The following is a 26697-nucleotide window of genomic DNA, read 5'->3' as shown; positions in this document are numbered from 1 at the left end:
GCGGGGCGGGAGGTCAGACGGTGAGGGCGAGCCGGTTGATCGCGGCCAGCGGGATCGGCAGCCAGCCGGGCCGGTGCCGGGCCTCGTACACCACCTCGTAGACCGCCTTGTCGATCTCCAGCGCGCGCATCAGCTCCGGCGAGGCGGCCGGGTCGGTGCCGCCGCCGGCGGTGTAGCCGGCGCAGAACGCGGTGCGGTTGCGCTGCGCCCAGGCGGCGGCCAGGTGGGCCAGCTCCGGGTCGTGCGGGCCGCCGGCCAGCAGGTGGGCGGCGGCGTAGTCGAAGGACCGGAGCATCGCGGCGACGTCCCGCAGCGCGGTCTGCGGCTCGCGCCGCTCGGCGACGGACTTGGCGGGCTCGCCCTCGAAGTCCAGCAGCACCCAGCCGTGCGGGGTGCGCATGGCCTGGCCGAGGTGCAGGTCGCCGTGGATCCGCTGGACCGGCATGCCGTCCGGGTGGGCGTCGGCGAGCTGCTGGAAGGCGGTGCGCAGCGCGGCGCGGTAGCGCATCAGCCCGGGGACGACGGCCACCGCGCTGTCGAGCCGGTCGGCCATCGCGGTGGCCAGCTGCCGGGTCTGGGTGCGGTCCAGCCGGGCGACCGGCATCGAGCGGGCCAGCACCCGGTGCACCTCGGCGGTGGCCCGGCCGAGCCGGTGCGCCTCGATGGCGAAGTTGCCGGGCGACGGGTCGCCCTTGAGCCGGCCGACCTGGTCGAGTGCCAGCTCCCAGCCGTCCTCGGCCTCCGGCAGGTAGCGCTGGAGCAGTCCGAGGGTGGCCGGTTCGGCGCGTTCCAGCCGGCTCTCGAACCAGGCGGCGACCCGGGGGATCCGGGTGGAGCCGGCCCGGGAGAGGGCCAGCGAGAGCTCCAGGTCGGGGTTGGTGCCGGGGTGGATGCGGCGGAACAGCTTGAGAATGTACGAGGTGCCGTAGATGACCGAGCTGTTGGACTGCTCTGCGGTGGAGGCGCGCCCGGGCAGGCTGGCGGGCAGTCCGGAGCCGGGGGTGCGGCGGAACGACAGCGAGCCGAACCGGTCGCCGGTGGCCAGGTGTTCGAGCAGCCGCCCGGTCAGCTCGGGGTCGTGCACCGCGTCGTAGAGCGCCGCGCCGTCGTAGGGGCCCTGGGTGAGCCGGCCGAGCACCGCGGTGGGCTCGATGCCGGCGGGGCCCTGGGAGCGGATGCCGAGCAGCAGCTGGTAGATGTCCCCCTGCGGCGCGCCGGCGGTGGTGGCGTGCTCGACCCGCAGCAGCAGGTGGAGCAGGGCCGGGTCGCCGACCTGGAGCGGGGTGCCGACCACCGGGGTGAGGCCGGTGATGGGCCGTCCCTTTCCGGCGTACCAGCGCTGGGTGGGGAGCCACTCGGCGATCAGCGGCAGGGCCGCCTGGACGAGCTCGCTGACCCCCAGAGCGGTTCTCCGGGCCCCGGTACCGCGGGTGCCCACCGGCGTGGGGCCGGCGGGGGTGTCGCGGTGCACATGGGCTTGAGAACGGGAGGTTTCGGACATGACTCCCTTTCCCCGGAAACGGGCGGACTGCCCGACGGGTCTGGCCGGGTCCGTCAGTCTTCCGGATTTCGGCGGCGCGGCGGCGACGGCACGCGAGCGGTGCTCAGGTGTCACGCCTTCGTGTGGGTGGCCGTTGGGCTGTTCTCCGTACGCGGTGGTGCAGAGACCTCCGGGGGCGCGGGGGGTTCAACTCGCGCCCCCGGAGGGTTTGGTGGTGCGGGTGGCGCCGGTGCGCCGGGGTGCCGGAGTGCGAGGTCCGGCGGATCGTTACTTCGATCGCCTGGTCCCGCTCAGCCGCGGGGGCTGGCGGAGCTGGAACCAGTAGAAGCCGTGGCCGGCGAGGGTGAGCAGGTACGGCCACTCGCCGATCGAGGGGAAGCGCACCCCGCCGATCAGCTCGACCGGGTACCGTCCGCCGTACTGCCGCAGGTCCAGCTCGGTCGGCTGCGCGAACCGCGAGAAGTTGTTCACGCACATGACCAGGTCCCCCTCGTGCTCGCGCACGAAGGCCAGCACCGCGGGGTTACTGGAGGGCAGTTCGGTGTACGTGCCCAGGCCGAAGGCCGGGTTGAGCTTGCGGATCTCGATCATGCGACGCGTCCAGTGCAGCAGTGAACTCGAACTGCTCTGCTGCGCTTCGACGTTGGTCACCTGATAGCCGTACACCGGATCCATGATGGGCGGCAGACTGAGCCTGCCCGGGTCGGCCGAGGAGAAACCCGCGTTGCGGTCCGGGGTCCACTGCATCGGCGTGCGCACGCCGTCCCGGTCGCCCAGCCAGATGTTGTCGCCCATGCCGATCTCGTCCCCGTAGTAGAGCACCGGCGAGCCGGGGAGGGAGAGCAGCAGCGCGGTGAACAGCTCGATCTGGTTGCGGTCGTTCTCCAGTAGCGGGGCCAGCCGGCGGCGGATGCCCACGTTGGCGCGCATCCGGGGGTCCTTGGCGTACTCCGCGTACATGTAGTCGCGCTCCTCGTCGGTGACCATCTCCAGGGTCAGCTCGTCGTGGTTGCGCAGGAAGATGCCCCACTGGCAGCCGTGCGGGATGCGCGGCGTCTTGGCGAGGATCTCCGACACCGGGTAGCGGGACTCCCGGCGCACGGCCATGAAGATCCGCGGCATCACCGGGAAGTGGAACGCCATGTGGCACTCGTCGCCGCCGGAGGAGAAGTCGCCGAAGTAGTCGACGACGTCCTCCGGCCACTGGTTGGCCTCGGCGAGCAGCACGGTGTCGGGGTAGTCGGCGTCGATCTCCTTGCGGACCCGCTGGAGGAACTCGTGCGTCTCCGGCAGGTTCTCGCAGTTGGTGCCCTCGCGGGCGAACAGGTACGGCACGGCGTCCAGCCGGAAGCCGTCGATGCCGAGGTCGAGCCAGAACCGGAGCCCGGCGATCATCTCGTCCTGGACCCGGGGGTTGTCGTAGTTGAGGTCCGGCTGGTGGGAGAAGAACCGGTGCCAGTAGTACTGCTTGCGCACCGGGTCGTACGTCCAGTTGGAGGTCTCGGTGTCGACGAAGATGATCCGGGCGTCGGGGTACTGCTTGTCGTCGTCGGCCCACATGTAGAAGTCGCCGTACGGGCCGTCCGGGTCCTCCCGGGAGGCCTGGAACCACGGGTGCTGGTCGCTGGTGTGGTTCATGACGAAGTCGATGATCACGCGCATGCCGCGGGCGTGCGCGGCGTCCACGAACTCCATGAAGTCGGCGAGGTCGCCGAACTCCGGCAGCACCGACTTGTAGTCGGCCACGTCGTACCCGCCGTCGCGCAGGGGGGAGGCGAAGAACGGCGGAAGCCAGAGGCAGTCGACCCCGAGCCACTGGAGGTAGTCGAGCTTGGACGTGAGCCCCCTGAGGTCCCCGATCCCGTCGCCGTTGCTGTCCTGGAAGGACCGCACCAGCACCTCGTAGAAGACCGCACGCTTGAACCACTCGGGGTCAAGGTTCTTCTTCGAGGTCTCGGGGAAGGTGTCGGGGACGGGCTCGTTCACTGTCACGCTGGGTTCCTCCGAACCGTGAGGAGGTGAGCCGGCTCGGCTGAGGGATCGAGCCGGACGTAGTTGTGCCGGCCCCAGGTGTAGGCGGCGCCGGTGAGTTCGTCGTGCACCGCGAAGGGCCCGTCGCCGTCGAGGGTGACGGTGGCCTCCTGGACGTGGTGCGGGTCCAGATTGACCACCGTGACGACGTGGTCGGTGAGGCCGTCGGCCGTGGTGGCGGTCTTGGAGAAGGCGAGCACCTGGTCGTTGTCGGTGGGGTGGAAGCGCAGGCCGCGCAGCTGCTGGAGGGCGGGGTGCCGGCGGCGGAGCCGGTTCAGCACGGTGAGCAGCGGGGCCAGGGAGTCGGTGCGGCTCCAGTCGCGCGGGCGCAGCTCGTACTTCTCCGAGTGCAGGTACTCCTCGGAGCCCGGGTGGGCCGGCTCGTTCTCGAACAGCTCGTAGCCGGCGTAGACGCCGTAGCTGGGGGAGAGGGTGGCGGCCAGGACGGCGCGGATCGCGAACGCGGCCCGGCCGCCGGTCTGCAGGTAGGCGTGCAGGATGTCCGGCGTGTTGGCGAAGAAGTTGGGCCGCATGTAGGCGGCGGTGTCACCACTGAGTTCGGTGAGGTAGTCGGTGAGTTCCTGCTTGGTGGTGCGCCAGGTGAAGTACGTGTACGACTGGTGGAAACCGATCTTCCCCAGGGTCTGCATCATCGCGGGGCGGGTGAACGCCTCTGCCAGGAACACGACATCGGGGTCGGTGCGGGCGATGTCGGCGAGCACCTTCTCCCAGAACAGCACCGGCTTGGTGTGCGGGTTGTCGACCCGGAAGATCCGCACCCCGTGGGACATCCAGAACCGGAGGACGCGGATGGTTTCCTTGACGATTCCGTCCATGTCCTGGTCGAAGTTGACCGGATAGATGTCCTGGTACTTCTTCGGCGGGTTCTCGGCGTAGGCGATGGAGCCGTCGGCCCGGTGGCTGAACCATTCCGGGTGCTTGTTCACCCACGGGTGGTCCGGCGAACACTGCAGCGCGAAGTCCAGCGCCACCTCCAGGTGCAGCGCCTCGGCCTCGGCGACGAAGTGGTCGAAGTCCTCGATGGTGCCGAGGTCCGGGTGGACGGCGTCGTGCCCGCCCTCCGGCGAGCCGATCGCCCACGGCGAGCCGACGTCGTGCTGGCCGGCCGTCAGGGTGTTGTCCGGGCCCTTGCGGTAGGCCCGGCCGATCGGGTGGACGGGCGGCAGGTAGACCACGTCGAATCCCATCGCGGCGACGGCCGGCAGCCGCTCGGCGGCGGTGCGCAGGGTGCCCGAGCGCGGCGGCTCCACGCCGGACGGGTCCACCACCGCGCCCTCCGAGCGGGGGAAGAACTCGTACCAGGAGCCGTACAGGGCCCGTTCGCGGTCCACCTGGAGCGGCAGCGGACGGGAGGCGCTCACCAGTTCGCGCAGCGGGTAACGGCGCAGCAGGTCCAGCACCTCGGGGGCGAGTGCGGCGGCCAGCCGGGAGAGCGGCGGCAGGCCGGTGTCGCGCAACGCGTCCACCGCGGTCAGGATGTGCGCCCGGCCCTCCTTCTTCGGCACGCCGCCGGCGGCCCGCTCCAGCAGCAGCGCGCCCTCCTCCAGCACCAGCGCGGTGTCGATCCCGGCGGGCAGCTTCACCGAGGCGGTCTTCCGCCAGGTGGCCAGCGGGTCGCTCCACGCCTCCACCAGGTAGGACCAGCGGCCGGGCGCGGTCGGGGTGACGTACGCGCCCCAGCGGTCGGTGCCCTCGGCGAGTTCGCGCATCGGTGTCCACGGGCCGCTGCGGCCGCGCGGGTCGCGCAGGACCACGTTGGCGTTCACCGCGTCGTGGCCCTCGCGGAACACCGTGGCGGTGACCAGGAAGGTCTCGCCGGTCACGGCCTTGGCCGGGCGGCGGCCGGCGTCTACGAGGGGGCTGACGTCCAGGACGGGGATGCGGCCGATCACGGTGTCGCTCTCTGTCGTCTTGCGGGCGGAGGGCTTGCGGGCAGTCGCGGTCCGAGCGGTCGCGTTCCGGGCGGCGGCCGGTCGGGCGGGCGCCTTGCGGGGTGCGGTGGCGGCCTCGCCGGGGCCGGCCCCGGCGCCGGCCTTCGCGGTGGCGGTGGCCTCGCCGGTCTTCGCGGTGGCGGCCGTGGTCGCGGTGGCGCTGCGCCGGGTGGTGGTGCGCTTGCGCGGTGCCGCGGGCCGGCTCTCCTCGGCCCCGGGTTGTCGGGCCGGTTCGGTCGGCTGCTCCGTACGGATAGCCCGGGCACCCCGGGGCGCCGGCATCGGCGCGTCTGTCCGGGTGTCAGAATCCATCCGTCCGGCGGATTCCGCGACCGCTGCGTCGAGGGTGTCGGCCACCGGTGTGGACTGGTCCCGCGTGTCGCCGTGCATGCCAAGCTCCTGCCCGAGATCGGCGGCAGCTCCCGCGGGCCGCACGGGCCGGGGGGAGTACCGGGAGGACTGCTGGGTGGGGAGGCCGTGCGACCGGAAGCCTGCCCGCGCCGCCGCCCCCGGCAACCTGCCTCGCGCCCGCCAAGCCCGTGACGGGGAGCCCGAGAGCCCGCGCGCGTCCCGGCGCACGCCTCTCGGGGCACACCCCTGGGCGACCCAACCCACCCGTGAACGAGCAGGCCGAGTTCGAGGACACGCATCGGCGCGTCGTGAGCGCCGAATGGGCTAAGGAGGTTGAGGAACGATCAACGCGAAAAGGATTCGGACATGCTGCTTCAAGGGGGGCGCCACCCGTCGCCGCACTCCCACAGCATCAACGACCTTGGTTCATAGTCGCACCGGGGACAAGACTTTCGCACCGGTACGACAGCAGTTTCGAGTCTTTGTGGGGGCGGAGCCACGGCTGGAAATGGAGCTGTTCCGCGATGTTCACGTATTGGTAGCGCGTTCCCCCGGAAAGTGCGCCTCGCGCGCCCCCCGTGCAGCCCAATGCGCCGAATGCGATCTCACCAATAGGCCGAACGGAGGCCCAATAGCCCACTTGACGCACCATCGTGACAGCGGCCGGGGCTACGCTTCACGCCGTGAAGGCAATCCGCAGATTCACCGTCCGCACCGTCCTGCCCGAACAACTCCAGCCGTTGCACGAGCTGGCCCTCAACCTGCGCTGGTCCTGGCACCCCGAGACCAGGGACCTCTTCCGGTCCGTGGACCCGGAGGTCTGGGCCGCGACCGGTGAGGACCCGGTGCGCCTGCTGGGGGAGGTCCCGGCCGCCCGGCTCGCCGCGCTCGCCACCGACCGGCGGTTCCTGCGCAGGCTCGGCGACCTCGCCGACGACCTGCGCGAGTACCTGTCCGGTCCGCGCTGGTACCAGGCGGACCGGCACGGCCTCGACCAGGAGGCCGCCGGCGCCCCGCAGCCGACCGCCATCGCCTACTTCTCGCCCGAGTACGGCATCGCCGCGGCGCTGCCCCAGTACTCCGGAGGGCTCGGCATCCTGGCCGGCGACCACCTGAAGGCCGCCAGCGACCTCGGGGTGCCGCTCATCGGCGTCGGGCTGTTCTACCGGCACGGCTACTTCCGGCAGTCCCTCAACAGGGACGGCTGGCAGCAGGAGCGCTACCCGCTCCTCGACCCGGACGAACTGGCCGTCAGCCTGCTCCGGGAGGGTGACGGCACGCCCTGCCGGGTCGACCTCGCGCTGCCCGGCGGCCGCACCCTGGCCGCACACGTCTGGAAGGCCCAGGTCGGGCGCGTCCCACTGCTGCTGCTCGACTCCGACATCGAGGCCAACTCACCCGCCGAGCGCGACGTCACCGACCGGCTCTACGGCGGCGGCAGCGAGCACCGGCTGCTCCAGGAGATGCTGCTCGGCATCGGCGGCGTCCGCGCGGTGCGCGCGTACTGCCGGCTCACCGGGCACCCCGCCCCCGAGGTCTTCCACACCAACGAGGGCCACGCCGGCTTCCTCGGCGTCGAGCGGATCCGCGAGCTGATCGCCGACGGCGCGGCCGGCCCCGGCCTCGACTTCGCCGCCGCCCTGGAGGCCGTCCGGGCCGGCACCCTGTTCACCACCCACACCCCCGTCCCGGCCGGCATCGACCGCTTCGAGCGGGACTTGGTCGCCCGGCACTTCGGCGGGGACGCCGCGCTGCCCGGCGTCCCCGCCGAGCAGGTGCTCGCGCTCGGCGCCGAGACCTGGCGCGGCGGGGACCCGAAGCTGTTCAACATGGCCGCCATGGGCCTGCGGCTCGCCCAGCGCGCCAACGGCGTCTCCACCCTCCACGGCGAGGTCAGCCGGTCGATGTTCAACGGCCTCTGGCCGGGCTTCGACTCCGCCGACGTGCCGATCACCTCCGTCACCAACGGCGTCCACGCCGCCACCTGGATCGACCCGGCGGTCGTCCGGCTCGGCGCCGCGGAGATCGGCGCCGACCGCGCCGAGTCCGCCATGACCACCGGCGACGCCAAGCGGTGGACGGGGCTGGAGCGGATCGGCAACACCGAGATCTGGGAGCTGCGCCGCACCCTGCGGGCCCAGCTGGTGGACGAGGCCCGTCGCCGGCTGCGCGCCTCCTGGCACCAGCGCGGCGCCGGCGAGGCCGAGCTCGGCTGGGTCTCCTCGGTGCTCGACCAGGACGTGCTGACCATCGGCTTCGCCCGCCGGGTGCCCTCCTACAAGCGGCTCACCCTGATGCTGCGCGACCAGGAGCGGCTCCGCTCCCTGCTGCTGCACCCCACCCGGCCGGTTCAGATCGTGGTCGCCGGCAAGGCCCACCCGGCCGACGACGGCGGCAAGCGGCTGATCCAGCAGATGGTCGCCTTCGCCGACGACCCGGCCGTCCGGCACCGGATCGTCTTCCTGCCGGACTACGACATGGCGATGGCCCGGCACCTCTACCCGGGCTGCGACGTCTGGCTGAACAACCCGCTGCGCCCGCTGGAGGCCTGCGGCACCTCGGGGATGAAGGCCGCGCTCAACGGCTGCCTCAACCTGTCCGTCCTGGACGGCTGGTGGGACGAGTGGTACGACGGCCAGAACGGCTGGGCGATCCCCACTGCCGACGAGACCGGCGGCGTCCTCGACCCGGAGAGCAGTGAGGCCGAGCGGCGGGACGACATCGAGTCCGCCGCGCTGTACGACCTGATCGAGCACCAGGTGGCCGCCCGGTTCTACGACCGGGGAGCGGACGGGCTGCCGCACCGCTGGATCGCCATGGTCCGGCACACCCTGGTCACCCTCGGGCCCAAGGTGCTGGCCGGGCGGATGGTCCGCGAGTACGTCGAGCGGCTGTACACGCCGGCCGCGCAGGCCCAGCGGGAGCTGGCGGCGGTGGTGCCGGGTCCGTCCCCGGCCGAGGGGGGAGTCGGCGTCGCGTCCGAGCGCCCGGAGGCGAGTGGGCCGGTGACGGGCCCCTACGCCGGGGCGCGGGAGCTCGCCGCCTGGAAGGCCCGGGTGCGGGAGGCCTGGCCGGCCGTGCGGGTCGGGCACGTCGAGGCGGACTGCCCGGACGAGGCGCAGGAGCTGGGCAGCTCGCTGGCGCTGCGGGTGCAGGTCGCGCTCGGCACGCTGGAGCCCGGCGATGTCGAGGTGCAGGCGCTCTCCGGGCGGGTGGACGAGTCGGACGGCATCTCGGAGGCCTGCCTGCTCGCCCTGAAGCCGGTCGGCGGGCCGGACCTCGACGGGCACACCCGCTACGAGGGCTCGCTGGAGCTCTGCCGGACGGGCCCGTTCGGGTACACCGTCCGGGTGCTGCCGGCCCATCCGCGGCTGGCCTCACCGGCCGAGCTGGGCCTGGTCGCCCTGCCGGCGGAGTCGGCGGGGATGGACGCGGGGCTGCTGCGCTGAGCGCCCGCTGAGGTGGGGAGGGCCGTCGGTCGGCCCTCCCCATCCGCGTGTTCAGCGGACGGCGGCGACCAGGGCGTCGGTGATGGAGCGCCAGGCCACTCCGGCCTCGCGGAACCCGGCCTCGACCAGCCGGGCGGTGTGCCAGCCGGCCGGGTGCGACGCGCCGTCGGCGTGCGAGCCGTAGATCGCCTTGCGGGCGGCGACGTGCTCGGCGAGCAGCGGGTCGGCCTCGGCCGCGGCCCACCACTCGGCCCAGTCGAGGACGCCCTCGGCCTTCTCGCGGGCCTGGCGGCGCTGCTGGAAGGCCTCGTCCGCGGCGGTGAGAAGCGGGATCGACTCCTCCTCGGGGGCGTGGTCGGCGTTGAGGAAGACGCCGCCGGGGCGGACCAGCCCTGCGAGGTCCCGGTAGAGCCGGGTGAGGTCGGTCGGGGGCAGCCAGTGCAGGGCGGTGGCGGTCACCACGGCGTCGAACCGGCCGTCGGGGAGCCGGTCGGCCCAGTGCGGGTCCTTGAGGTCGGCGGTGACCAGGGTGAACCGGGGCTCGCCGGCGAAGAGGCCGCGGGCGATGGCCATCAGGGCCGGGTCCTGGTCGACGCCTACGCTGGTGGCGCCGGGCAGCCGGGCGAGCAGCCGCTCGGTGATGCTGCCGGTGCCGCAGGCCAGGTCGAGGACGCGCGGTGCGGGGCCGGTGACGGCCTCGACCACGTCGAGCATCGCGCGGAACCGCTCCTCGCGGTCGGGCAGGTACCACTCCTGCTGGCGGTCCCAGCTGCGCTGCCAGTTCTGCCAGTGGTTCCGGTCGGTCATGTCCGCTCCCTCGCTCCTGGGCCCGGGCTGGGCATGCGCTGTGAGGCACGGCAACGACTCTAGGCCCTTTCGGTAATGGATGAAAGGGCCTAGAGGCTATTACGGGCGAGCGAGTTGGTCAGACCAGGCTGTCGCGCCAGGCCTGGTGCAGTTCGGCGAACCGGCCGGCGCCCGCGATCAGCTCCTCCGGGGTGCCGTCCTCGACGATCCGGCCCTGGTCCATCACCAGCACCCGGTCGGCGATCTCCACGGTGGAGAGCCGGTGGGCGATGATCACCGCCGTCCGCCCGGCCAGCACCGTCCGCATCGCCCGCTGGACGGCCTGCTCGCCCGGCACGTCGAGCGAGCTGGTCGCCTCGTCCAGGATCAGTACCGCCGGGTCCGCCAGGAGGGCGCGGGCGAAGGCGACCAGCTGGCGCTGGCCGGCCGAGATCCGGCCGCCGCGCTTGCGCACGTCGGTGTCGAACCCCTCCGGCAGCGCGGCGATGAACTCGTACGCGCCGATCTCCCGGGCGGCCTGCTCGACCTCCTCGCGGCCCGCGCCGGGCCGGCCGATCGCGATGTTCTCGGCGACGGTGCCGGAGAACAGGAAGGACTCCTGGGTCACCATCACCACCCCGCGGCGCAGCTCGGGCGTGGCGAGGTCGCGCAGGTCCACGCCGTCCAGGGAGATCCGCCCGCCGGTCGGGTCGTAGAAGCGGGCCAGCAGCTTGGCGACGGTCGACTTGCCCGCGCCGGTCGCGCCGACCACCGCCACCGTCTGCCCGGCCGGCAGCACCAGGTCGAAGGCGGGCAGCACCTCCTTGCCCGTGCGGTAGCCGAACCGCGCCTTCTCGAAGTGCACCTCGCGCCCCTTGGTGCGGGACTTCGGCAGCTCCTTCGGCTCGGCCGGCTCGGCGACGGTCGGCTCGTGGGCGAGCAGGCCGGCGATCTTCTCCAGGGCGGCGGCCGCCGACTGGTAGCTGTTCAGGAACATCGCCAGCTGGTCGATCGGGTCGTACAGCCGGCGCAGGTAGAGCACGAAGCCGGTGAGTACGCCCAGCTCCACCGTGCCGTCGGTGACCAGGAAGGCGCCGAGCAGGACGACGCCGGTGGTCCAGACGTTGGCGGTGGTGCGGGAGAGGCCGACGTACCGGGCGATCTCCAGCAGGCCGTCGGCGGTGGCGGTGGCCGCCTGCCGGTTCACCACGCCGAACGCGGCGTCGTTGGCCCGCTCGCGGCGGAACGCCTGTACCGGGCGGATGCCGTTCATCGTCTCGGTGAACCGCACGATCAGCGAGGCGGCCGCGGTGCGCGAGCGGCGGTAGACCCGGCGCGAGCGGCGCCGGAACGAGCGGGCGATCAGGAGGAGCGGCACGAAGGAGCCCAGGGAGACCAGGCCGAGCCGCCAGTCCATCACCAGTAGCAGCACCGAGATGTAACAGAGCGAGAGGAAGACCGTCAGCAGCTCCTGGAGGCCCTCGGAGAGCAGCTCGCGCAGCGCGTCCACGTCGCTGGTGGCGCGGGAGATGATCCGGCCCGAGGTGTAGCGCTCGTGGAAGTCCAGGCTGAGGCGCTGGGCGTGGCGGAAGATCCGGCCGCGCAGCTCCAGCAGGATGTCCTGGTTGATCCGGGCGCTGATCTTGATGAACGCCCACTGCAGCAGGGTGCTCAGCAGTGCGAAGGAGAGATAGGCGGCGATCACCGCGATCAACGGGCCTGCGTCGTGGTCGCGCAGCGCCGGGATGCCCCGGTCCATCGCGATCGCCACCAGCAGCGGGCCGGACTGCAGGGCCGCCTGCTGGACCAGGATCACCACCATGGCGATGACGATCCGGGTCCGGTGCGGGCCGAGCAGCGCGCGCAGCAGCGCGCGGGGTGCGCCCGGCGGGACGGGGATGTCCTCCTCGTCGGCCGGCGGGGGCGGGAGCTCCGCCACGGCCTCGGCCGACGCCTTGGCGGCGGCCTTCGCGGCGGCCTTCTCGGTGGGCTCGATCGTGGTGGTCATCGGGCGGGGCTCCCCTCCGGTACGAGGGCGGCCTCGCCCGACATCAGTTCGCGGTAGCGCGCCGAGCCGCGCAGCAGTTCCTGGTGGGTGCCGACGGCCTCGATCCGGCCGTGCGCCAGGACGGCGACCCGGTCGGCGAGCAGCACGGTGCTCGGCCGGTGGGCCACCACCAGCGCGGTGGTCGAGCCGAGCACCTGCCGCAGCGCCTGTTCGACCAGCGCCTCGGTGTGCACGTCCAGCGCGGAGAGCGGGTCGTCCAGCACGAGGAAGGCCGGGTCGCCGACCACTGCGCGGGCCAGGGCGAGGCGCTGGCGCTGGCCGCCGGAGAGGCTCAGCCCCTGCTCGCCGACCTCCGTCTCCACGCCGTCGGGCAGCTTCTCGACGAAGCCGGCCTGGGCGGTGGCGAGTGCGGCGGTCAGCTGCCCGGCGTCGGCGTCGGGCGCGCCCATCAGGACGTTCTCCCGGACGGTGGCGGAGAACAGGGTGGGCTCCTCGAAGGCGACGGCGACCAGCTCGCGCAGCCGCTCCCGGGACAGCTCGCGGATGTCCTGCCCGTCCAGGGTGATGGTGCCGCCGGTGGCCTCGTACAGGCGGGGGAGCAGGGCGGTGAGCGTGGTCTTGCCGCTGCCGGTGGCGCCGACCAGGGCCATCGTCTCGCCGCTGCGGATGTGCAGGTCGATGCCGCGGAGCAGCTCGGGGGTGTCGGGCGGGGCGTCCGGATAGCGGAAACGGACGCCGGTGAGGCGGATGCCGTCGGCGGTGCCGCCGGGCGCGGCCGGTGCCTTCCCGGCCGGTGTCCCGTCGGCCGGTGTCCCGACGGCAGGAGTCGCGCCGACCGGCGCCCCGTCGGCCGGTGCCGCGTCGTCCGGCACCTTCTCGTCCAGCACCTCGAAGAAGCGGTCGGTGGCGGTGGCGGCCTCGTTGGCGTACGCGAGCAGCCAGCCGAGCGACTCCACCGGCCAGCGCAGCGAGAGCGCGGTGGAGAGGAAGGCGACCAGGGTGCCGGCGCTCAGCTCGTCGTGCGCGACCAGGTAGCAGCCGGCCGCGAGCGCGCAGCCGAGCGCCAGCTCGGGCAGCCCGACGATGACCGCCCAGAGGTTGGCCAGCAGGCCGGCCTTGCGCAGCTCGGTGCGGCGCAGCTGGTGTGCCTGGCCGTGGAAGCGCTCGGCCATCGAGCGGTGGCGGCCGAATGCCTTGACGATGCGGATGCCGAGGACGGACTCCTCGATCACGGTGGCGAGGTCGCCGTTCTGGTCCTGCGCGCGGCGGGCGGCGCCCGAGTAGCCGGTCTCGAACCGCCGGGTGAGCACCATCAGCGGCCCGGCGGGCAGCAGCACGATCAGGGCGAGCCGCCAGTCCTGGGTGAACATCAGCGCGGTGCCGGCCAGGAAGGTCACCGAGTTCACGATCAGGAAGACCAGCGGGAACGTCAGGAACAGCCGCATGGTGAACATGTCGGCGGTGGCGCGGGAGAGCAGCTGGCCGGAGCCCCAGCGGTCGTGGAAGGAGACCGGCAGCCGCTGGAGACGGGCGAAGAGGTCCCCGCGCATCGCGGTCTCCACCCCGGCGAGCGGTCTGGCCAGAATCACCCGTCGGGCGTAGAACAGGCCCGCCTCGAAGAGGCCGAGCGCCAGCAGCAGGGCGATCAGCGGCCACAGCGCGTCGAGGTCGTGGTCGGCGATCGGCCCGTCGACGATCCGGCCGAGCACGGTCGGGACGGCCAGCAGGCTGATCGAGGCGAGCAGGGCGGAGCCGACCGAGGCGGCCAGCCGCCAGCGGATCACACGGGCGTACGGCCACAGGCGCAGCAGCGAGCGGACGGTCGACCGGCGGGCGGGCGCGGGGGCGGGGGTCTGGTTCTCGGCCATCGCCGTGAGGGTAGGCCGGGCGCCCGTCATTTCTCATCCGGTTTTTCGCACCTGTCGACGAGAACCGGCCACCCGCGCGGGGATGATCCGCCCGGTGTCAGGCGGCGGGCGTGCGCAGCAGCCGCAGCGAGCGCCCGGGCAGGGTGACGGCCTCCTGCGGGTGGTGGCTGTGGGTGCCGTTGCCGGTCTCGTCGGCGGCGGTGTCGAGGACGGTCGTGTACCGGGCGTCGGGCGCGGCCCAGGGCTCGCCGGGGAGGGTGAAGGGGACGGCGTCGGGCCCGGCGTTGAGCAGCAGCAGGAAGCTGTCGTCGCGCAACGGGTTGCCGTACTGGTCGCGTTCGGACATCGCGGCGCCGGAGAGCAGCATGCCGAGGCAGGCCGTCGGGCCGAACCAGTCGGCCTCGGTCATCTCCTTGCCGCGCGAGGTGAACCAGGCCAGGTCGGGCTGGCCGCCGGGGGCGGCGGCCCGGCCGGAGAAGAACGCCCGCTGGCGCAGGACGGGGTGGGCGCGGCGGAGCCGGACCAGACGGGCGGTGAGGTCGCGCAGCCCGGCCCAGCGCGGGTCGTCCAGCAGCGACCAGTCGAGCCAACTGACCTCGCTGTCCTGGCAGTAGGCGTTGTTGTTGCCACCCTGGGTGCGGCCGAACTCGTCCCCGGCGGTGATCATCGGCACACCGGTGGAGAGCAGCAGTGTGGCCATCAGGTTGCGGAGTTGGCGCAGGCGCAGGGCGTTGACGGCCGGGTCGGCGCTCTCGCCCTCGGCGCCGTGGTTCCACGAGCGGTTGTCGTCGGTGCCGTCCCGGTTGGCCTCGCCGTTGGCCTCGTTGTGCTTGCGGTTGTAGGAGACGAGGTCGCGCAGCGTGAAACCGTCGTGCGCGGTGACGAAGTTGACCGAGGCGTACGGGCGCCGGCCGCCGCGCTGGTAGAGGTCCGAGGAGCCGGAGAGCCGGTAGCCCAGCTCGCGCACGTCCGGGCGGGCCCCGCGCCAGAAGTCCCGGACGGTGTCGCGGTACTTGTCGTTCCACTCGGCCCACAGCGGCGGGAAGCCGCCCACCTGGTAGCCGCCCGCGCCGACGTCCCACGGCTCGGCGATCAGCTTCACCCGGCTGAGGACCGGGTCCTGCGAGACGGCGGCGAGGAACGGGTGGTCCATGTCGACGCCGTCGTTGCCTCGGGCGAGGGCGGCCGCGAGGTCGAAGCGGAAGCCGTCCACGCCCATCTCCGTCACCCAGTACCGCAGCGAGTCGGTGACCAGCCGCACGACGTGCGGCCGGCGGGTGTCCAGGGTGTTGCCGCAGCCGGTGTAGTCGGCGTAGCCGCGCGGGCGGTTCAGCGGGAGGCGGTAGTAGCCGGCGTTGTCGATGCCGCGGAAGGAGAGGGAAGGGCCGAGCTCGGCGGCCTCCGCGGTGTGGTTGTAGACCACGTCGAGGATCACCTCGATCCCGGCGGCGTGCAGCGCGCGCACCATCCGCTTGAATTCGCCGACCTGGCCGCCGCGGCCGCCCGAGGAGGAGTAGCCGGCGTGCGGGGCGAAGAAGCCGATCGTGTTGTAGCCCCAGTAGTTGACCAGCCCGCGCGCCTGGAGGTGGTCCTCGCTGGCGTGCTGGTGGACGGGCAGCAGCTCGACGGCGGTGACGCCGAGGGCGGTGAGGTGGGCGATCGCGGCGGGGTGGGCGAGACCGGCGTAGGTGCCGCGCAGGTGCGGCGGGATCTCCGGGTGGCGCATGGTGAAGCCGCGCACGTGCAGCTCGTAGAGGACGGTCTCGGCCCAGGGGGTCTTGGGGCGGTGGTCGTCGTACCAGTCGTCGTCGTCGTGGACGACCACCGATCTGGGCACGTACCGGGACGAGTCGCGGTTGTCCCGGACGGTGTCGGCGACATCCGCCTCGGGCCAGTTGCGGACGGCGGCGCAGACCGCGTCGTGCGAGGTGTAACAGCCGTCGACGGCGCGGGCGTACGGGTCGAGCAGGAGCTTCGCCGGGTTCCAGCGGGCGCCCGTCCACGGGTCCCAGCGGCCGTGCACGCGGAAGCCGTACCGGGTGCCGGGGCGGACCCCGGGCAGGAAGCCGTGCCAGGTCTGGAAGTCCTGCTCGGTGAGGCGGTGTCTGCTCTCCAGGCCGTCCTCGTCGAAGAGGCAGAGGTCGACGGCCTCGGCGCCGGCCGCCCAGAGCGCGAAGTTGGTGCCCTGCCGCCCCTGGGCGTCCGTCCGGAAGCGGGCGCCGAGCGGCTGCCAGCTGCCGGGCCACGGCGGCTCGGCGGTCGGCCCGCCGCGCGGCCGCACTCCGGCTTCCAGCTCCTGCCCTGACGCCATGGCCGTACCCTCCCTGAACCGGGGTGTCCCGGACCCCGTTCACCTTCTCTTTCCCTGATCCCACGACCGGGAAGCCCGCTGAACGGAGGCTTACGGCTCGGGGGTGGTACGGGGCCGCCCCGGGCGCGGTGCGGCGGGCGGGGGAGCGGGGCGCCGGAGCCCGCTGAACGGGGGCTTGCCCCGGGGTGTCGCCGCGGGGGCGGTGGGTCGGTGGGGTGAGGATTCCGGGGGTGAGGGCGTGTCCTGCCGGGATCACCCTCGTTGTGGGGGGTGTCGGACGGGAAATGGCGGGAGGCCCCGGAATGCGGCCCCGAGGACGGGTTTGGGCACGGCGCGCGGGGGCGTTGGCCTGGTGCCTGGCGGTGTTGACGGGTTGCTCCGGCGGCGCCCCGGAGAGCGGCGACGCCGCCTCTCCGGGCCCGGGCCACGCCGCCTCGGCGGGACCGGGCCACGTGGCGCCGCCTCCCGCCTCGCGGGCGGCCGTCACCGCGCTGCCCACGGACGACGCGCAGGACGTGCCGCCGGAGGGCCCGGTCCGGGTCACGGTGGCGCAGGGCAGGCTGGTCTCGGTCCGGCTGGCCGACACCAAGGGCACCGAGGTGGCCGGGACGATCTCCGCGGACGGCTCGACGTGGAGGCCGGACGGCCTGCTGGCGCAGGGCACCGCGTACACCCTGGATGCGGTGGCCGAGGACGGGCAGGGCCAGAAGGCGGCCCACCACACGGACTTCTCGACCGTCGCCCGCGCCCACACCTTCGTCGCCTTCTTCACCCCGGAGGACGGCTCCACGGTCGGCGTCGGCATGCCGGTCTCGCTGCGCTTCAGCAGGCCGATCACCGACCGGGCGGCCGTCGAGAAGGCGGTCGCGGTGACGGCCGACCCGCCCGTGGAGGTTGCCGCGCACTGGTTCGGCAACCAGCGGCTCGACCTGCGTCCGCAGAAGTACTGGGCGGCGGGCACCAGGGTGTCGGTGGCGCTGCGGCTGAAGGACGTGCAGGGGGCGCCGGGCGAGGTGGGCACTCAGACGAAGGACGTCCGCTTCACGATCGGCCGGGCACAGGTCTCCACGGTGGACCTCGACGCCCACACCCTGACCGTGCGGGCCGGCCAGGGCGGCAGGGTGGTGAAGGCGCTGCAGGTGTCCGGCGGCGATCCGAAGCACTCGACGTACCGGGGGGTGCTGGTGGTCTCCGAGAAGTACAAGGTGACCAGGATGAACTCGAAGACCGTCGGGATGGGCGACGAGTACGACATCAAGGACGTCCCGCACGCGATGCGGCTGACCAACTCCGGCACGTTCATCCACGGCAACTACTGGGCCGACCCGGAGGTGTTCGGCACCGCGAACACCAGCCACGGCTGCATCGGCCTGGCTGACGCCAAGGGCGGGGCGAGCAAGGACACCCCGGCGGGCTGGCTGTTCGAGCACACCATCCCGGGGGACGTGCTGGAGGTGAAGGCATCGGCGGGGGAGCTCGTCCCGCCGAACAACGGCCTGAACGGCTGGAACCTGCCCTGGGACCAGTGGCTGGCCGGCAGCGCCGTCCCGCACGGGACGCCCTGAGCCCGGCAGGCCCGCCCGGCCGCCTCGCCCGGGGGCCCGCCCCCGTCCGGGCCCCTCCCTTCACCCCAAGTCCACCTCCGGTCCACGGACCTCCCCCCGGGATTCACTCATTCGGCTTAGCTATCCTGCTGTCCGCGCCGAAGCCCGGCGCGAAAGATCGCCGGTCAGGTGCAACCCGTCCGGGTAGATGCGCGTCCATCAGGATGGACACCGGGAGGGGAGAAACCGTGAAGCCGGTTTTGGCGGCCGACGCCGCAATACGCACCACCACCACCAACCGTCGCAACCGTGGCCTGCGCCGCAGTGCGGTGGCACTGGCGATGGGAGGGGTGCTGCTGCTCACCGCGGCATGCAACGACGACAAGGGCGGTGGCAGCGGGACCGGCGGTGGTGACGCGGCCGCGACGGCGGGGGCCAGCGGCGCCCCGGCGCCGGGCCAGGCCTCGGCGGCGCCGAAGCCCTCGGCCGCGGTGCTGACCGTCGACCCGAAGGACGGCGCCCAGGACGTCTCGCCGACCAACGGGCTGAACGTGTCGGTGGCCAACGGCCAGCTCACCACGGTCGAGGTGACCGACAAGGAGGGCAAGCCGGTCGCGGGGGCGATCACGCCGGACGGCACCGGCTGGAAGCCGAGCGCCGCGCTGGCCGTCGGCATGGTCTACAAGGTGAACGCGCAGGCCAAGGACGCCGAGGGTCTGGTGACCGCGTCGACGACCTCGTTCACCACGCTGACGCCCGAGAAGAAGATCTCCACCAACGACAACATCGCCGACAACGCCACCTACGGCGTCGGCATGATCGTCTCGGTGGAGTTCAACAAGGACGTCAAGAACAAGGAAGCGGTCGTCAAGGGGATCACCTTCGAGACCGGTGACGGCGCCGCCACCGAGGTGAAGGGCCACTGGTTCGGCAACCGCCGGCTGGACTTCCGCCCGGCCGAGTACTGGAAGCCCGGCACCAAGGTCACCATCAAGTACCGGCTGAAGAACGTCGAGGTCGCGCCGGGCATCTACGGTGACGTGGACAAGGACGAGCCGTTCACCATCGGCCGCTCGCAGGTCGCCACCGCGGACGCCAAGACCCACCAGATGACGGTGGTCCGGGACGGCCAGAGCTCGACCGTGCCGGTCACCCTCGGGGCGGACGCGACGCCGTCCTGGGGCGGCACCATGGTGATCATGTCCAAGGAGAAGGTCACCCGGATGAACTCGCAGACCGTCGGTCTCGGCGGCGAGTACGACATCCAGGACGTTCCGCACGCCATGCGGCTGACCACCTCCGGCACCTTCGTGCACGGCAACTACTGGGCCAGCCCCTTCGGCAAGACCAACGCGAGCCACGGCTGCATCTCGATGGCGGACGTGAAGGGCGGCAGCGACACCTCGGTGGCGGGCAAGTTCTTCAACGACTCGATCGTGGGCGACGTCGTCAACATCGTGAACACCAAGGAGAAGACCGTCTCGCCCGACAACGGGCTGGGCGGCTGGAACATCGCCTGGGCGAACTGGTAGCCGAACCGGCGGCCCTCGGGGCGCCCCGACCGGCACTCCCGGCGACATGCTCTACCCAGGTAGCGGCCCTGTCAGCCCCGGTTCGATAACGACCGGCCCGATCCTCACTCGTTGGGGTCGGGCCGGTCGTCGTTCATGGGGTAATTGCCCCTCGAATGGCGCAACCTTTCCGTTGGCTGCGGCGTGTATCAGTCGAATCCCGCCGGGATCAGGGACGGGATCGAGGGAGGGAGTCGACGTGAGGTCGATACGCAAGGTGGTGGCCGCCGGCGTTCTCGGCGGCGTGATGGTACTGACCAGCGCCTGCGGCGGTGGCGGCAGCGGGAGAGCGGCCAAGGCCGATCTGGGGGGCGGGGCGGCCGCGGGGGCCGCGTCGACCGCCTCGGCGTCCGCGACCGGGTCGGCGTCCGCGCCGGGGTCGGCTCCGGCGGCCGCGACACCGAAGACGTCCGCGGCGGTGGTGGACATCCAGCCGAAGAGCGGCGCGGTGGACGTGGCGCCGAGCGGTGCGCTGAAGGTCGCGGTGGCGGGGGGCAAGCTCACCACGGTCAAGGTGAGCGACAAGACCGGCAAGGAGGTGGCCGGCACGATCGCCGCCGACGGGAGCAACTGGACGCCGTCCGCCGGCCTCGCGGTCGGCACCGCCTACCAGGTGAGCGCGATGGCCGCGGACGCCAACGGCGTGGTCGCCTCGGCGGACAGCAGCTTCACCACGCTGACGCCCGAGCGCGAGGCGAAGGCGAGCGACAACATCGAGGACAACGCCACCTACGGCGTCGGCATGATCGTCTCGGTCGACTTCGACAAGGACGTGAAGAACAAGGACGACGTCGCCAGGGGCATCTCCATCGAGACCGACAACGGCACGGTGGTGAAGGGCCACTGGTTCGGCAACCGCCGGCTGGACTTCCGCCCCGAGGCGTACTGGAAGCCCGGCACCAAGGCCACCGTCCACTACCGCCTGAAGAGCGTGGAGATCGCCCCCGGGGTGTACGGCGGCGTGGACCGGGACGAGCCCTTCACGATCGGGCGATCGCAGGTCTCGACGGTTGACGCCAAGACCCACGAGATGACGGTGGTGAACGACGGCAAGACCTCCACCATCGACATCACCTCCGGCTCGCCGGAGCACCCGACCTGGAACGGCACCATGGTCGTGATGTCCAAGGAGGGCGTGGTGCGGATGCAGTCCAGCAGCATGCCCGGCATGACCGGCGCGCCGTACGACCTGCAGGTGCCGCACTCGATGAGGCTGACCACGTCCGGCACGTACGTGCACGGAAACTACTGGAGCAACGCCTTCGGCGAGGACAACGTCAGCCACGGCTGCGTCGGTCTCAAGGACGTCAAGGGCGGCGGCGACTCCACCTCGGCGGGCAGGTTCTACGACGACTCGCTGATCGGCGACATCGTGACCGTGAAGAATTCTTCACGCGGCCAGGTGGAGCCGGACAACGGCCTCAGCGGCTGGAACCTGGCCTGGAGCGCCTGGTAGGAGCCGGTTCGTGGCAACCCGGGCTTGACGGCGGGCCGGTTCGGGTTGCACGGGGCATATGCCGATCAGGTCGTGATCGTTTGCTCATTGTCCGTACGCGGCTGCTTGCGTTCCGCAATGATGGGTCGCATGGCGGGTTGGGGCGAAACAGATCAGTCATCACTTCCTGGGTCCAGCCTGGTTGCTGACGCGTCGTGGATGTTCTTCCAGGACACGCTCGCGGCCCTGGAGCGGCTCAGCTCGGAGGAGCTGGAGCGGATGTATTCCGGCAGGCTCGGCGATCAGTCGGAGCCGGGCGAGGTGCGGTTGCCGTCCCGGCCGGAGTCCGGCCCGGTGGCCCGCCGGCTGGTGCTCTCCGTCCTCGAATCCTGGGACCTGCACCAGCAGTTGGAGGTCGGCGAACTGCTGACCAGCGAGCTGGTCGCCAACGCGGTGCGGCACGCGGCCGGGCGCACCATCGGCCTCCAGGTGATGCGCAAGCCGGGCTGGCTGCGGGTCGAGGTGCGGGACTCCTCGCGGTCCCTGCCCTGTCTGATCCTGGCCGAGCCGCTGCCGGTCAACGAGCGCGGGCGCGGCCTCAAGATCGTCGACGACCTCTCCGACCGCTGGGGCGCGGACCTGCTGCCGCGCGGCAAGGGCGTCTGGTTCGAGCTGAAGGTCCGCGAGCGGCATTGAGGCTCCCGGCGGGGCGCGTGGGGCCCGGAAACACGCAGGGCCCCCGATGCGCCGTGGTCCGGCGGCTGGGGGCCCCTGCAAGTCATCGCGCCGGCCAAGGGGGTGCGTGCCGCGCGATGGGCGACGGCCGTGCCAGGTCGGGCCAGCCGTAGTCGGTGTGTCCGCGGCGGAGGCGAGGAAACCTCGCTGTCGTCCGCCCTCGGACTCCTCGACTATCGCACGGATCTCAGCATGTGGGCAAACCGAGAATCTTGGATTACAAGGTTTGTAACCTGGTTCACCTTTGGATTTTGCATAGGTTAACGCCATCGCCTGAGATTATTCATGATCGATGCAAACTGGTCCGTGTGCGGGCGGCCTGGCTGCACACCACTGCGGGGGCCGGTCACGGGGGTGCCGGCGGTGCGGCGGGGGAGCCGGCGCGGCAGGCCCCGCGGAGGCCGCCGAGCACGGCCCGGGGCCGCGCCGGGACGAAATCTCGTTGACTTCGAGTGGGCTTCCGGTTTTACGGTGCCCCTGGTAAGTGATCGTCCACGGGGGAAGTTCATGACGAACCAGCAGGCCCACGAGGCCCTCATCGCGTTCGACCGGGCACGGCAGGCCGACTTCGGCTTCAGCCGGCCGCAGCTCCGGCTGCTGCGCCACCTGTCGCAGCACGACCTCTCGCCCGACGGCCGCGGCCTGACCGTGGCCGAGCTCCGGGAGACCATGTGCTCCCATCTCGGACCCGGGAGCGACCTCGGGGCCGATGCCGCGGTGCTGCTGGAGCTCGGGTGGCTCACGGGGGACGGCGAGGGGCGGCTGTGGATCACCGAGTCGGGCGAGGCGGCCCGTGCGGACCTCGCGCGCCACGCCCCGGTCGGCCGCGAGCAGATCCACCACGGCGTCGACGACGCCGGCCGCGTCACCGCCCCGAAGGTGCCGCGGCAGATGATCCGGGACGCCGGCGGCCGGCCGGCCAGGACCTAGTCGTTCCCGGCGCCCGCCGCACGGGAGGTCGGCCGGTCCGACTTCCTGTGCGGGCGGCCGGGCCGAGGCCGGCCGCCGATGCCGTGAAGCTCGGTGATCAGGCGGCGCCGGAGGTCCGGCCCCCGGCGCGACGGTCCTCCGGGCGGGATCCGTCCCGCCGGGTCATGCGCCCTGGAGGCGCAGGGCCAGGCCGTCCAGGACGACGTCCAGGCCGTAGGTGAACTTGGCGTTGCGCAGGGCCACCGGGTCGACGTCCATGACCGCGTCGTACGCGTGGGCGAGGTGCTTGGTGTCGGCCACCGCCTCCCGGGCCGCGGGCATCAGGCGGGCGATGAAGTCGGCTTCGGTCTCGCCGGAGCGGGCGACGGTCATCAGCCAGGCCGCCTCCGTCGTACTCATGCCGATCGCGTACGAGAGCACCGTCTCGATCGCGCGCGCCGGCTCGGGAAAGCCGGCGACGGTGAACAGGGAGGCCAGCCGCTCGGAGTAGGCCATCAGGTTGGGGCCCAGGTAGGCGAGCCCGGCCTGGCCCAGGACCGAGGCCAGCCAGCGGTGGCGCAGTGTCGTCGCGCGGAAGGACTCGGCTGCCTCGGTGACGGCCGCCCGCCAGTCGGGGCTGTCGGCAGGCGGGATGGTGATCTCGCCGAAGACCTCGTCCACCGCGAGCTCCATCAGCTCGTCCTTGGTGGCCACGTGCCGGTAGAGCGAGGTCGCACCCGCGTTCAGGCGGGCGCCGAGCTTGCGCATGGAGAGCGCCTCGACGCCGTCGGCGTCCAGCATGGCGACGGCCTCGCGGACGATCGCGGTGCGGCTGAGTGCGGGCTGGTCGGGCTCGCGCTGCTGGCGGGCCCAGACGGACGGGATCGGGTTCTGGCTGGTCCTGGTGGCCATGGGGTTTCCTCGCTCTCCTGCGTACGCCGTGCGCATCCAGCGTACATGTGCAGGGGGTTGCGCACGCTGTTCCACTCTGCGTACAGTGTGCGCATCGAAGGAACAGCGTGCGCAAGCCGAAAGGGAAGACCCATGGAAACCCGCAACCCACGTCGCTGGTGGATCCTCGTCGTGCTCTGCCTCAGCACGCTGGTCCTGGTGATCGACAGCATGGCGCTCACCGTCGCCGTCCCGTCCATGACGGAGGACATCGGCGCCAGCACCCAGGACATCCAGTGGATCCTGGACTCCTACGTCCTGGTGTTCGCCGGACTCCTGCTCACCTCGGGCAGCCTCGGAGACCGGTTCGGACGCCGCAAGGTGATGATCATCGGCCTGCTGCTCTTCGGAGCCGCCTCACTGGCCGCGACCTTCTGCACCAACCCCGGTGAGGTCATCGCCTCCCGGATCGCGATGGGCGTCGGCGGTGCGCTGATCATGCCCTCCACCCTGTCGATCCTGATCACCGTCTTCGAGGAGGACGAGCGCAGCAAGGCCATGGCCGCCTGGGGTTCGGTGTCGATGCTCGGCCTGGTCGGCAGCCCGGTGCTCGGCGGCTTCCTGATCGACCACTTCTCCTGGCACTCGATCTTCTTCATCAACGTCCCGGTCGTCGTCCTCGCCGTCCTGGCCGGCCTCACCCTCATGCCCGAGTCCAAGGGCCCGTGGCAGAAGCCGGACCCGCTGGGCGCGATCCTCTCCGCCGCCGGTATGACCGCCCTGATCTGGTGGATCATCGAGATCCCGCAGCACGGCGCCTTCGAGGGCAAGTCGCTGATCACCCTGACGGTCGCCGTCGTCGCCCTCGGCGGGTTCGTGCTCTGGGAGAACGTCACCGAGTCGCCGATGGTCCCGCTGGTCCTCTTCAAGCACCGCAACTTCAGCGGCGGCTCGCTCTCGCTGACCCTCGTCCAGATCGGCAACGGCGGCCTGCTCCTCGTCCTCACCCAGTACCTGCAGTTCGTCCTCGGCTACTCGCCCGTCAAGGCCGGCCTCGCCTTCGTCCCGCTGGCCGTCGCCGCCCTCATCGGCAACGGCGCCGGCGCCGGCCTCGCCGCCAAGATCGGCAACCGGATCCTCATCCTGGGCGGCATGCTGATCATGGCCTCCTCGTTCGCCATCCTCACCACCGTCACCGCCGACAGCGGCTTCACCCTCCCGGCCGTCGCCCTCGGCCTGCTCGGCCTCGGCGCCGGCCTGGCCATGCCGGCCGCCGTCGGCGCGCTGATGGGCACCATCCCGGCCGACAAGGCCGGTGTCGGCTCCGCGCTCAACGACACCATCCAGCAGGCCGGTACCGCGCTGGGCATCGCCATCCTCGGCTCGCTGCTCTCCAGCCGCTTCGCCCAGGAGATGCCGGCCGGTGCGCCGGAGCAGGCCAAGCGCTCCATCGGGGACGCGCTGGCCATCGCCAACGGCGACGCGGGCCTCGTCCACGCCGCCCGGGAGGCCTTCACCTCCTCGATGTCCACCACCTTCACCATCAGCGCGATCAGCATGCTGTCCGCGGCCGTCCTGGCCACCCTGGTCATGCGGAACGGCAAGCCCGAGGCCGCGCAGGCCGCCGCCGACGAGGCGGAGCTCGTCGCCTGACCTCCGCCCGACCCGAAGGCCGGCACCCCCTCCCCGGGGGTGCCGGCCTTCGTCGTGCCCCGGAGGGCCGGGCCCGCGGCAGCACAGCCGCTGATCAGCCGGTCACTCGACGACGGGGGTGGGGGCCCAGCCGGTGCGCTCGTCCTTGTAGAAGTACCCCGGCGCGCCCTTCAGGCCGACGGTGCGGAAGGGCTTGCCGTGGTCGTTGACGGGGAGGGTGCCGTGGCGGTCGCCGCTGCTCCAGGCCAGGACGAGGTTCCAGCTGACGTCCTGGGATGTGGTGCGGGCGTCGATGTTCAGCACCTGCGGATCGGTGGCCGACACCGAGTAGGGGAAGTTCGAGGTCCTGCCCTTGACGGCGCCCTCCAGCGCCGGGACGGGCACCGGGCGCGGGGCCGCGGAGTCCAGGTCGACGGCGAAGGCCGACGGGGTGATCTCGCCGCCGCAGCCGGAACCCAGGGTGTAGGCGTTCCCCTTCGGGGCCGGCCGGGTGCTGACCACCTCCACGTAGAGGGCGCTCAGGACGACGGGCTTGGCGTTCTCGCCCTGCGCCGTCAGCTGCAGCCGCAGATGCCCGCCGGGGAGGGCCTGCTGGTCGGCGGCCCAGCTCTCCGTCCGCTGGTTCGAAGGGGGTGCGGCCACGGCGCGCGGGGCGCGGGGCGTCAGGAACCACTGGCCGCAGGGGTTGCCCCAGTTGTCCGCCAGGACGTTGACGTGGAAGGGCGGTGCATCGTCCTCGGGCGTCGACGAGGCCGGCCCGGTGGCGGTGGCGGTGGCGGTGGCCGTGGTTGGGGCGGTCGGGGCGGGTGCGGCCGGGGTGGCGGGCGCCGGCTCGGTGGCCGGGGGAGTGGCTGCGGGGGAGGAGGCGGTGGCGGCCGGAGGCCGGCGGCTCGCGAGCGGGGTCTCGGTACGGCCCGCCAGATCGAGGACCGGGATCGCGGCCACGGCGACGACGGCCACGGCGGCGGCGCTCAGCAGGATCCGGGTGTCCGGCAGCCGACGGCGTCGCCGGTCGTCGGCCGGCTGAGGCCGAGGCTGAGACTGCGGTTCCGGTTCCGGTTCCGGCGCGGGCGCGGGCGCGGCTTCCGGGGCCGGGTGCGGTGCCGGCTCCGGCGCGGGGGACGCCGCGCGGGCCGGTTCGGGAGCGGGCCAGGCCGCGGGGGCGGGCGGGCCGGACGGCTCCCGGCGGCGGGCCGCGTCCGCCAGGATCCAGCGGCGGTGCAGCTCGACCAGTTCGTCGGCGCGCGCCCCGCAGACCCGCGCGAGCCGCTCCACCGGCGCGTACTCGTTGGGGACGGCGGCGCCGTTGCAGTACCGGTGCAGCGTCGAGGTGCTGACGTGCAGCCGGGCCGCGAGCGTGCCGTAACTGCGGCCCGAGCGGTCCTTCAGCTCGCGCAGCATCGCCGCGAATTCCTCGGTCTCCACGCTCATGTTCGCATCCCCCTCGTCCCGGTACGGCGTTCCAGGCTCCCCCGAATCCGCAGCTCACGGTACCTGTCGGCGTTCCGGCGTCCCGAACCGCCCGGCAGGGCTGGCGGCCGGGACGGACCGGGAGCCAGTCTGCGGTTCGGTGGTGGCCCGTCCCTCGACGGCGCGGTGCCGCAAGCGCCCCTCAGCAGTGGTCCCGCAGTGATTCCCGCCCGTCATCCCCCAGCGAAAGCGAGTCCCTCCACATGCGTACGCCCAAGCGACGTCACATGAG

16 protein-coding genes are annotated in these 26697 nt (G+C 72.4%); 7 read left to right on the top strand and 9 right to left on the bottom strand.

Annotation, left to right across the window (positions count from 1 at the left end; genetic code table 11):
- Window positions 1–13: 13 nt before the first annotated feature.
- From OG286_RS14690 to OG286_RS14680, 3 genes are all read right to left on the bottom strand, one after another.
- Window positions 14–1501: a maltokinase N-terminal cap-like domain-containing protein gene (locus OG286_RS14690; protein WP_396320890.1), complete on the bottom strand. Its 1488-nt coding sequence runs from the start codon at window positions 1499–1501 to the stop codon at window positions 14–16.
- 267 nt (window positions 1502–1768) lie between these two features.
- Window positions 1769–3493 carry a maltose alpha-D-glucosyltransferase gene (gene treS / locus OG286_RS14685; RefSeq protein ID WP_396320892.1) on the bottom strand — a complete coding sequence of 575 codons (1725 nt, stop codon included), beginning with the start codon at window positions 3491–3493 and terminating at the stop codon, window positions 1769–1771.
- Window positions 3490–5445, bottom strand: coding sequence for an alpha-1,4-glucan--maltose-1-phosphate maltosyltransferase (locus tag OG286_RS14680; RefSeq protein ID WP_396320962.1), 1956 nt, complete (start codon window positions 5443–5445; stop codon window positions 3490–3492). Before OG286_RS14680 ends, treS begins: the two co-directional genes overlap by 4 nt.
- A 1073-nt stretch (window positions 5446–6518) precedes the next feature.
- On the opposite strand from OG286_RS14680, the gene glgP reads away from it, so the two are divergent.
- The gene (glgP, locus tag OG286_RS14675; protein ID WP_396320893.1) at window positions 6519–9284 is read left to right on the top strand and encodes an alpha-glucan family phosphorylase; all 2766 of its coding nucleotides are present in this window, start codon (window positions 6519–6521) and stop codon (window positions 9282–9284) included.
- A 51-nt stretch (window positions 9285–9335) separates the two neighbouring features.
- Here the strand turns inward: glgP and OG286_RS14670 are convergent, their stop codons facing one another.
- The 4 genes from OG286_RS14670 to glgX all read right to left on the bottom strand — a co-directional run bounded on the left by OG286_RS14670 (window position 9336) and on the right by glgX (window position 16257).
- Window positions 9336–10091, bottom strand: a complete 756-nt coding sequence (locus OG286_RS14670; protein ID WP_396320895.1) for a class I SAM-dependent methyltransferase — start codon at window positions 10089–10091, stop codon at window positions 9336–9338.
- A 118-nt stretch (window positions 10092–10209) separates the two neighbouring features.
- Entirely contained in the window at window positions 10210–12078 is a 1869-nt protein-coding gene (locus OG286_RS14665; protein WP_396320897.1) for an ABC transporter ATP-binding protein, read from the bottom strand.
- Window positions 12075–13946 carry an ABC transporter ATP-binding protein gene (locus OG286_RS14660; protein ID WP_396320898.1) on the bottom strand — a complete coding sequence of 624 codons (1872 nt, stop codon included), beginning with the start codon at window positions 13944–13946 and terminating at the stop codon, window positions 12075–12077. The genes OG286_RS14665 and OG286_RS14660 overlap by 4 nt, the downstream gene beginning before the upstream one ends.
- A gap of 97 nt (window positions 13947–14043) precedes the next feature.
- Window positions 14044–16257: a glycogen debranching protein GlgX gene (gene glgX / locus OG286_RS14655; protein ID WP_396320900.1), complete on the bottom strand. Its 2214-nt coding sequence runs from the start codon at window positions 16255–16257 to the stop codon at window positions 14044–14046.
- A 452-nt stretch (window positions 16258–16709) separates the two neighbouring features.
- Here glgX and OG286_RS14650 point away from each other — a divergent pair, with 452 nt between their 5' ends.
- The 5 genes from OG286_RS14650 to OG286_RS14630 all read left to right on the top strand — a co-directional run bounded on the left by OG286_RS14650 (window position 16710) and on the right by OG286_RS14630 (window position 22472).
- Window positions 16710–17822, top strand: a complete 1113-nt coding sequence (locus tag OG286_RS14650) for an Ig-like domain-containing protein (RefSeq protein ID WP_405365340.1) — start codon at window positions 16710–16712, stop codon at window positions 17820–17822.
- A gap of 227 nt (window positions 17823–18049) precedes the next feature.
- Window positions 18050–19333, top strand: coding sequence for an Ig-like domain-containing protein (locus tag OG286_RS14645; RefSeq protein ID WP_405365338.1), 1284 nt, complete (start codon window positions 18050–18052; stop codon window positions 19331–19333).
- A 238-nt stretch (window positions 19334–19571) separates the two neighbouring features.
- The gene (locus OG286_RS14640; RefSeq protein WP_396320903.1) at window positions 19572–20828 is read left to right on the top strand and encodes an Ig-like domain-containing protein; all 1257 of its coding nucleotides are present in this window, start codon (window positions 19572–19574) and stop codon (window positions 20826–20828) included.
- A 117-nt stretch (window positions 20829–20945) separates the two neighbouring features.
- Window positions 20946–21503: an ATP-binding protein gene (locus OG286_RS14635; protein WP_396320905.1), complete on the top strand. Its 558-nt coding sequence runs from the start codon at window positions 20946–20948 to the stop codon at window positions 21501–21503.
- Window positions 21504–22049: 546 nt separating this feature from the next.
- Complete coding sequence (locus OG286_RS14630; RefSeq protein WP_396320906.1) at window positions 22050–22472, top strand: MarR family transcriptional regulator; 423 nt, start codon at window positions 22050–22052, stop codon at window positions 22470–22472.
- A gap of 162 nt (window positions 22473–22634) precedes the next feature.
- Here OG286_RS14630 and OG286_RS14625 read toward each other — a convergent pair whose 3' ends face one another.
- Window positions 22635–23363 carry a TetR/AcrR family transcriptional regulator gene (locus tag OG286_RS14625; protein WP_396320907.1) on the bottom strand — a complete coding sequence of 243 codons (729 nt, stop codon included), beginning with the start codon at window positions 23361–23363 and terminating at the stop codon, window positions 22635–22637.
- Between the two features lie 132 nt (window positions 23364–23495).
- Between OG286_RS14625 and OG286_RS14620 the strand changes: the two genes are divergently transcribed.
- The gene (locus OG286_RS14620; RefSeq protein WP_405365336.1) at window positions 23496–24995 is read left to right on the top strand and encodes an MFS transporter; all 1500 of its coding nucleotides are present in this window, start codon (window positions 23496–23498) and stop codon (window positions 24993–24995) included.
- Between the two features lie 102 nt (window positions 24996–25097).
- On the opposite strand, the gene OG286_RS14615 is transcribed toward OG286_RS14620, so the two are convergent.
- On the bottom strand, window positions 25098–26426 hold the full coding sequence (locus OG286_RS14615; protein WP_405365334.1) for a helix-turn-helix domain-containing protein: 1329 nt from the start codon (window positions 26424–26426) through the stop codon (window positions 25098–25100).
- Between the last annotated feature and the right edge of the window lie 271 nt (window positions 26427–26697).

Source organism: Kitasatospora sp. NBC_00039, from assembly GCF_045160625.1.
In the GTDB taxonomy this organism is placed as follows: domain Bacteria; phylum Actinomycetota; class Actinomycetes; order Streptomycetales; family Streptomycetaceae; genus Kitasatospora.
Note: the sequence above shows the minus strand (reverse complement) of the source record. Positions and strands in the feature narration are given on the sequence as shown.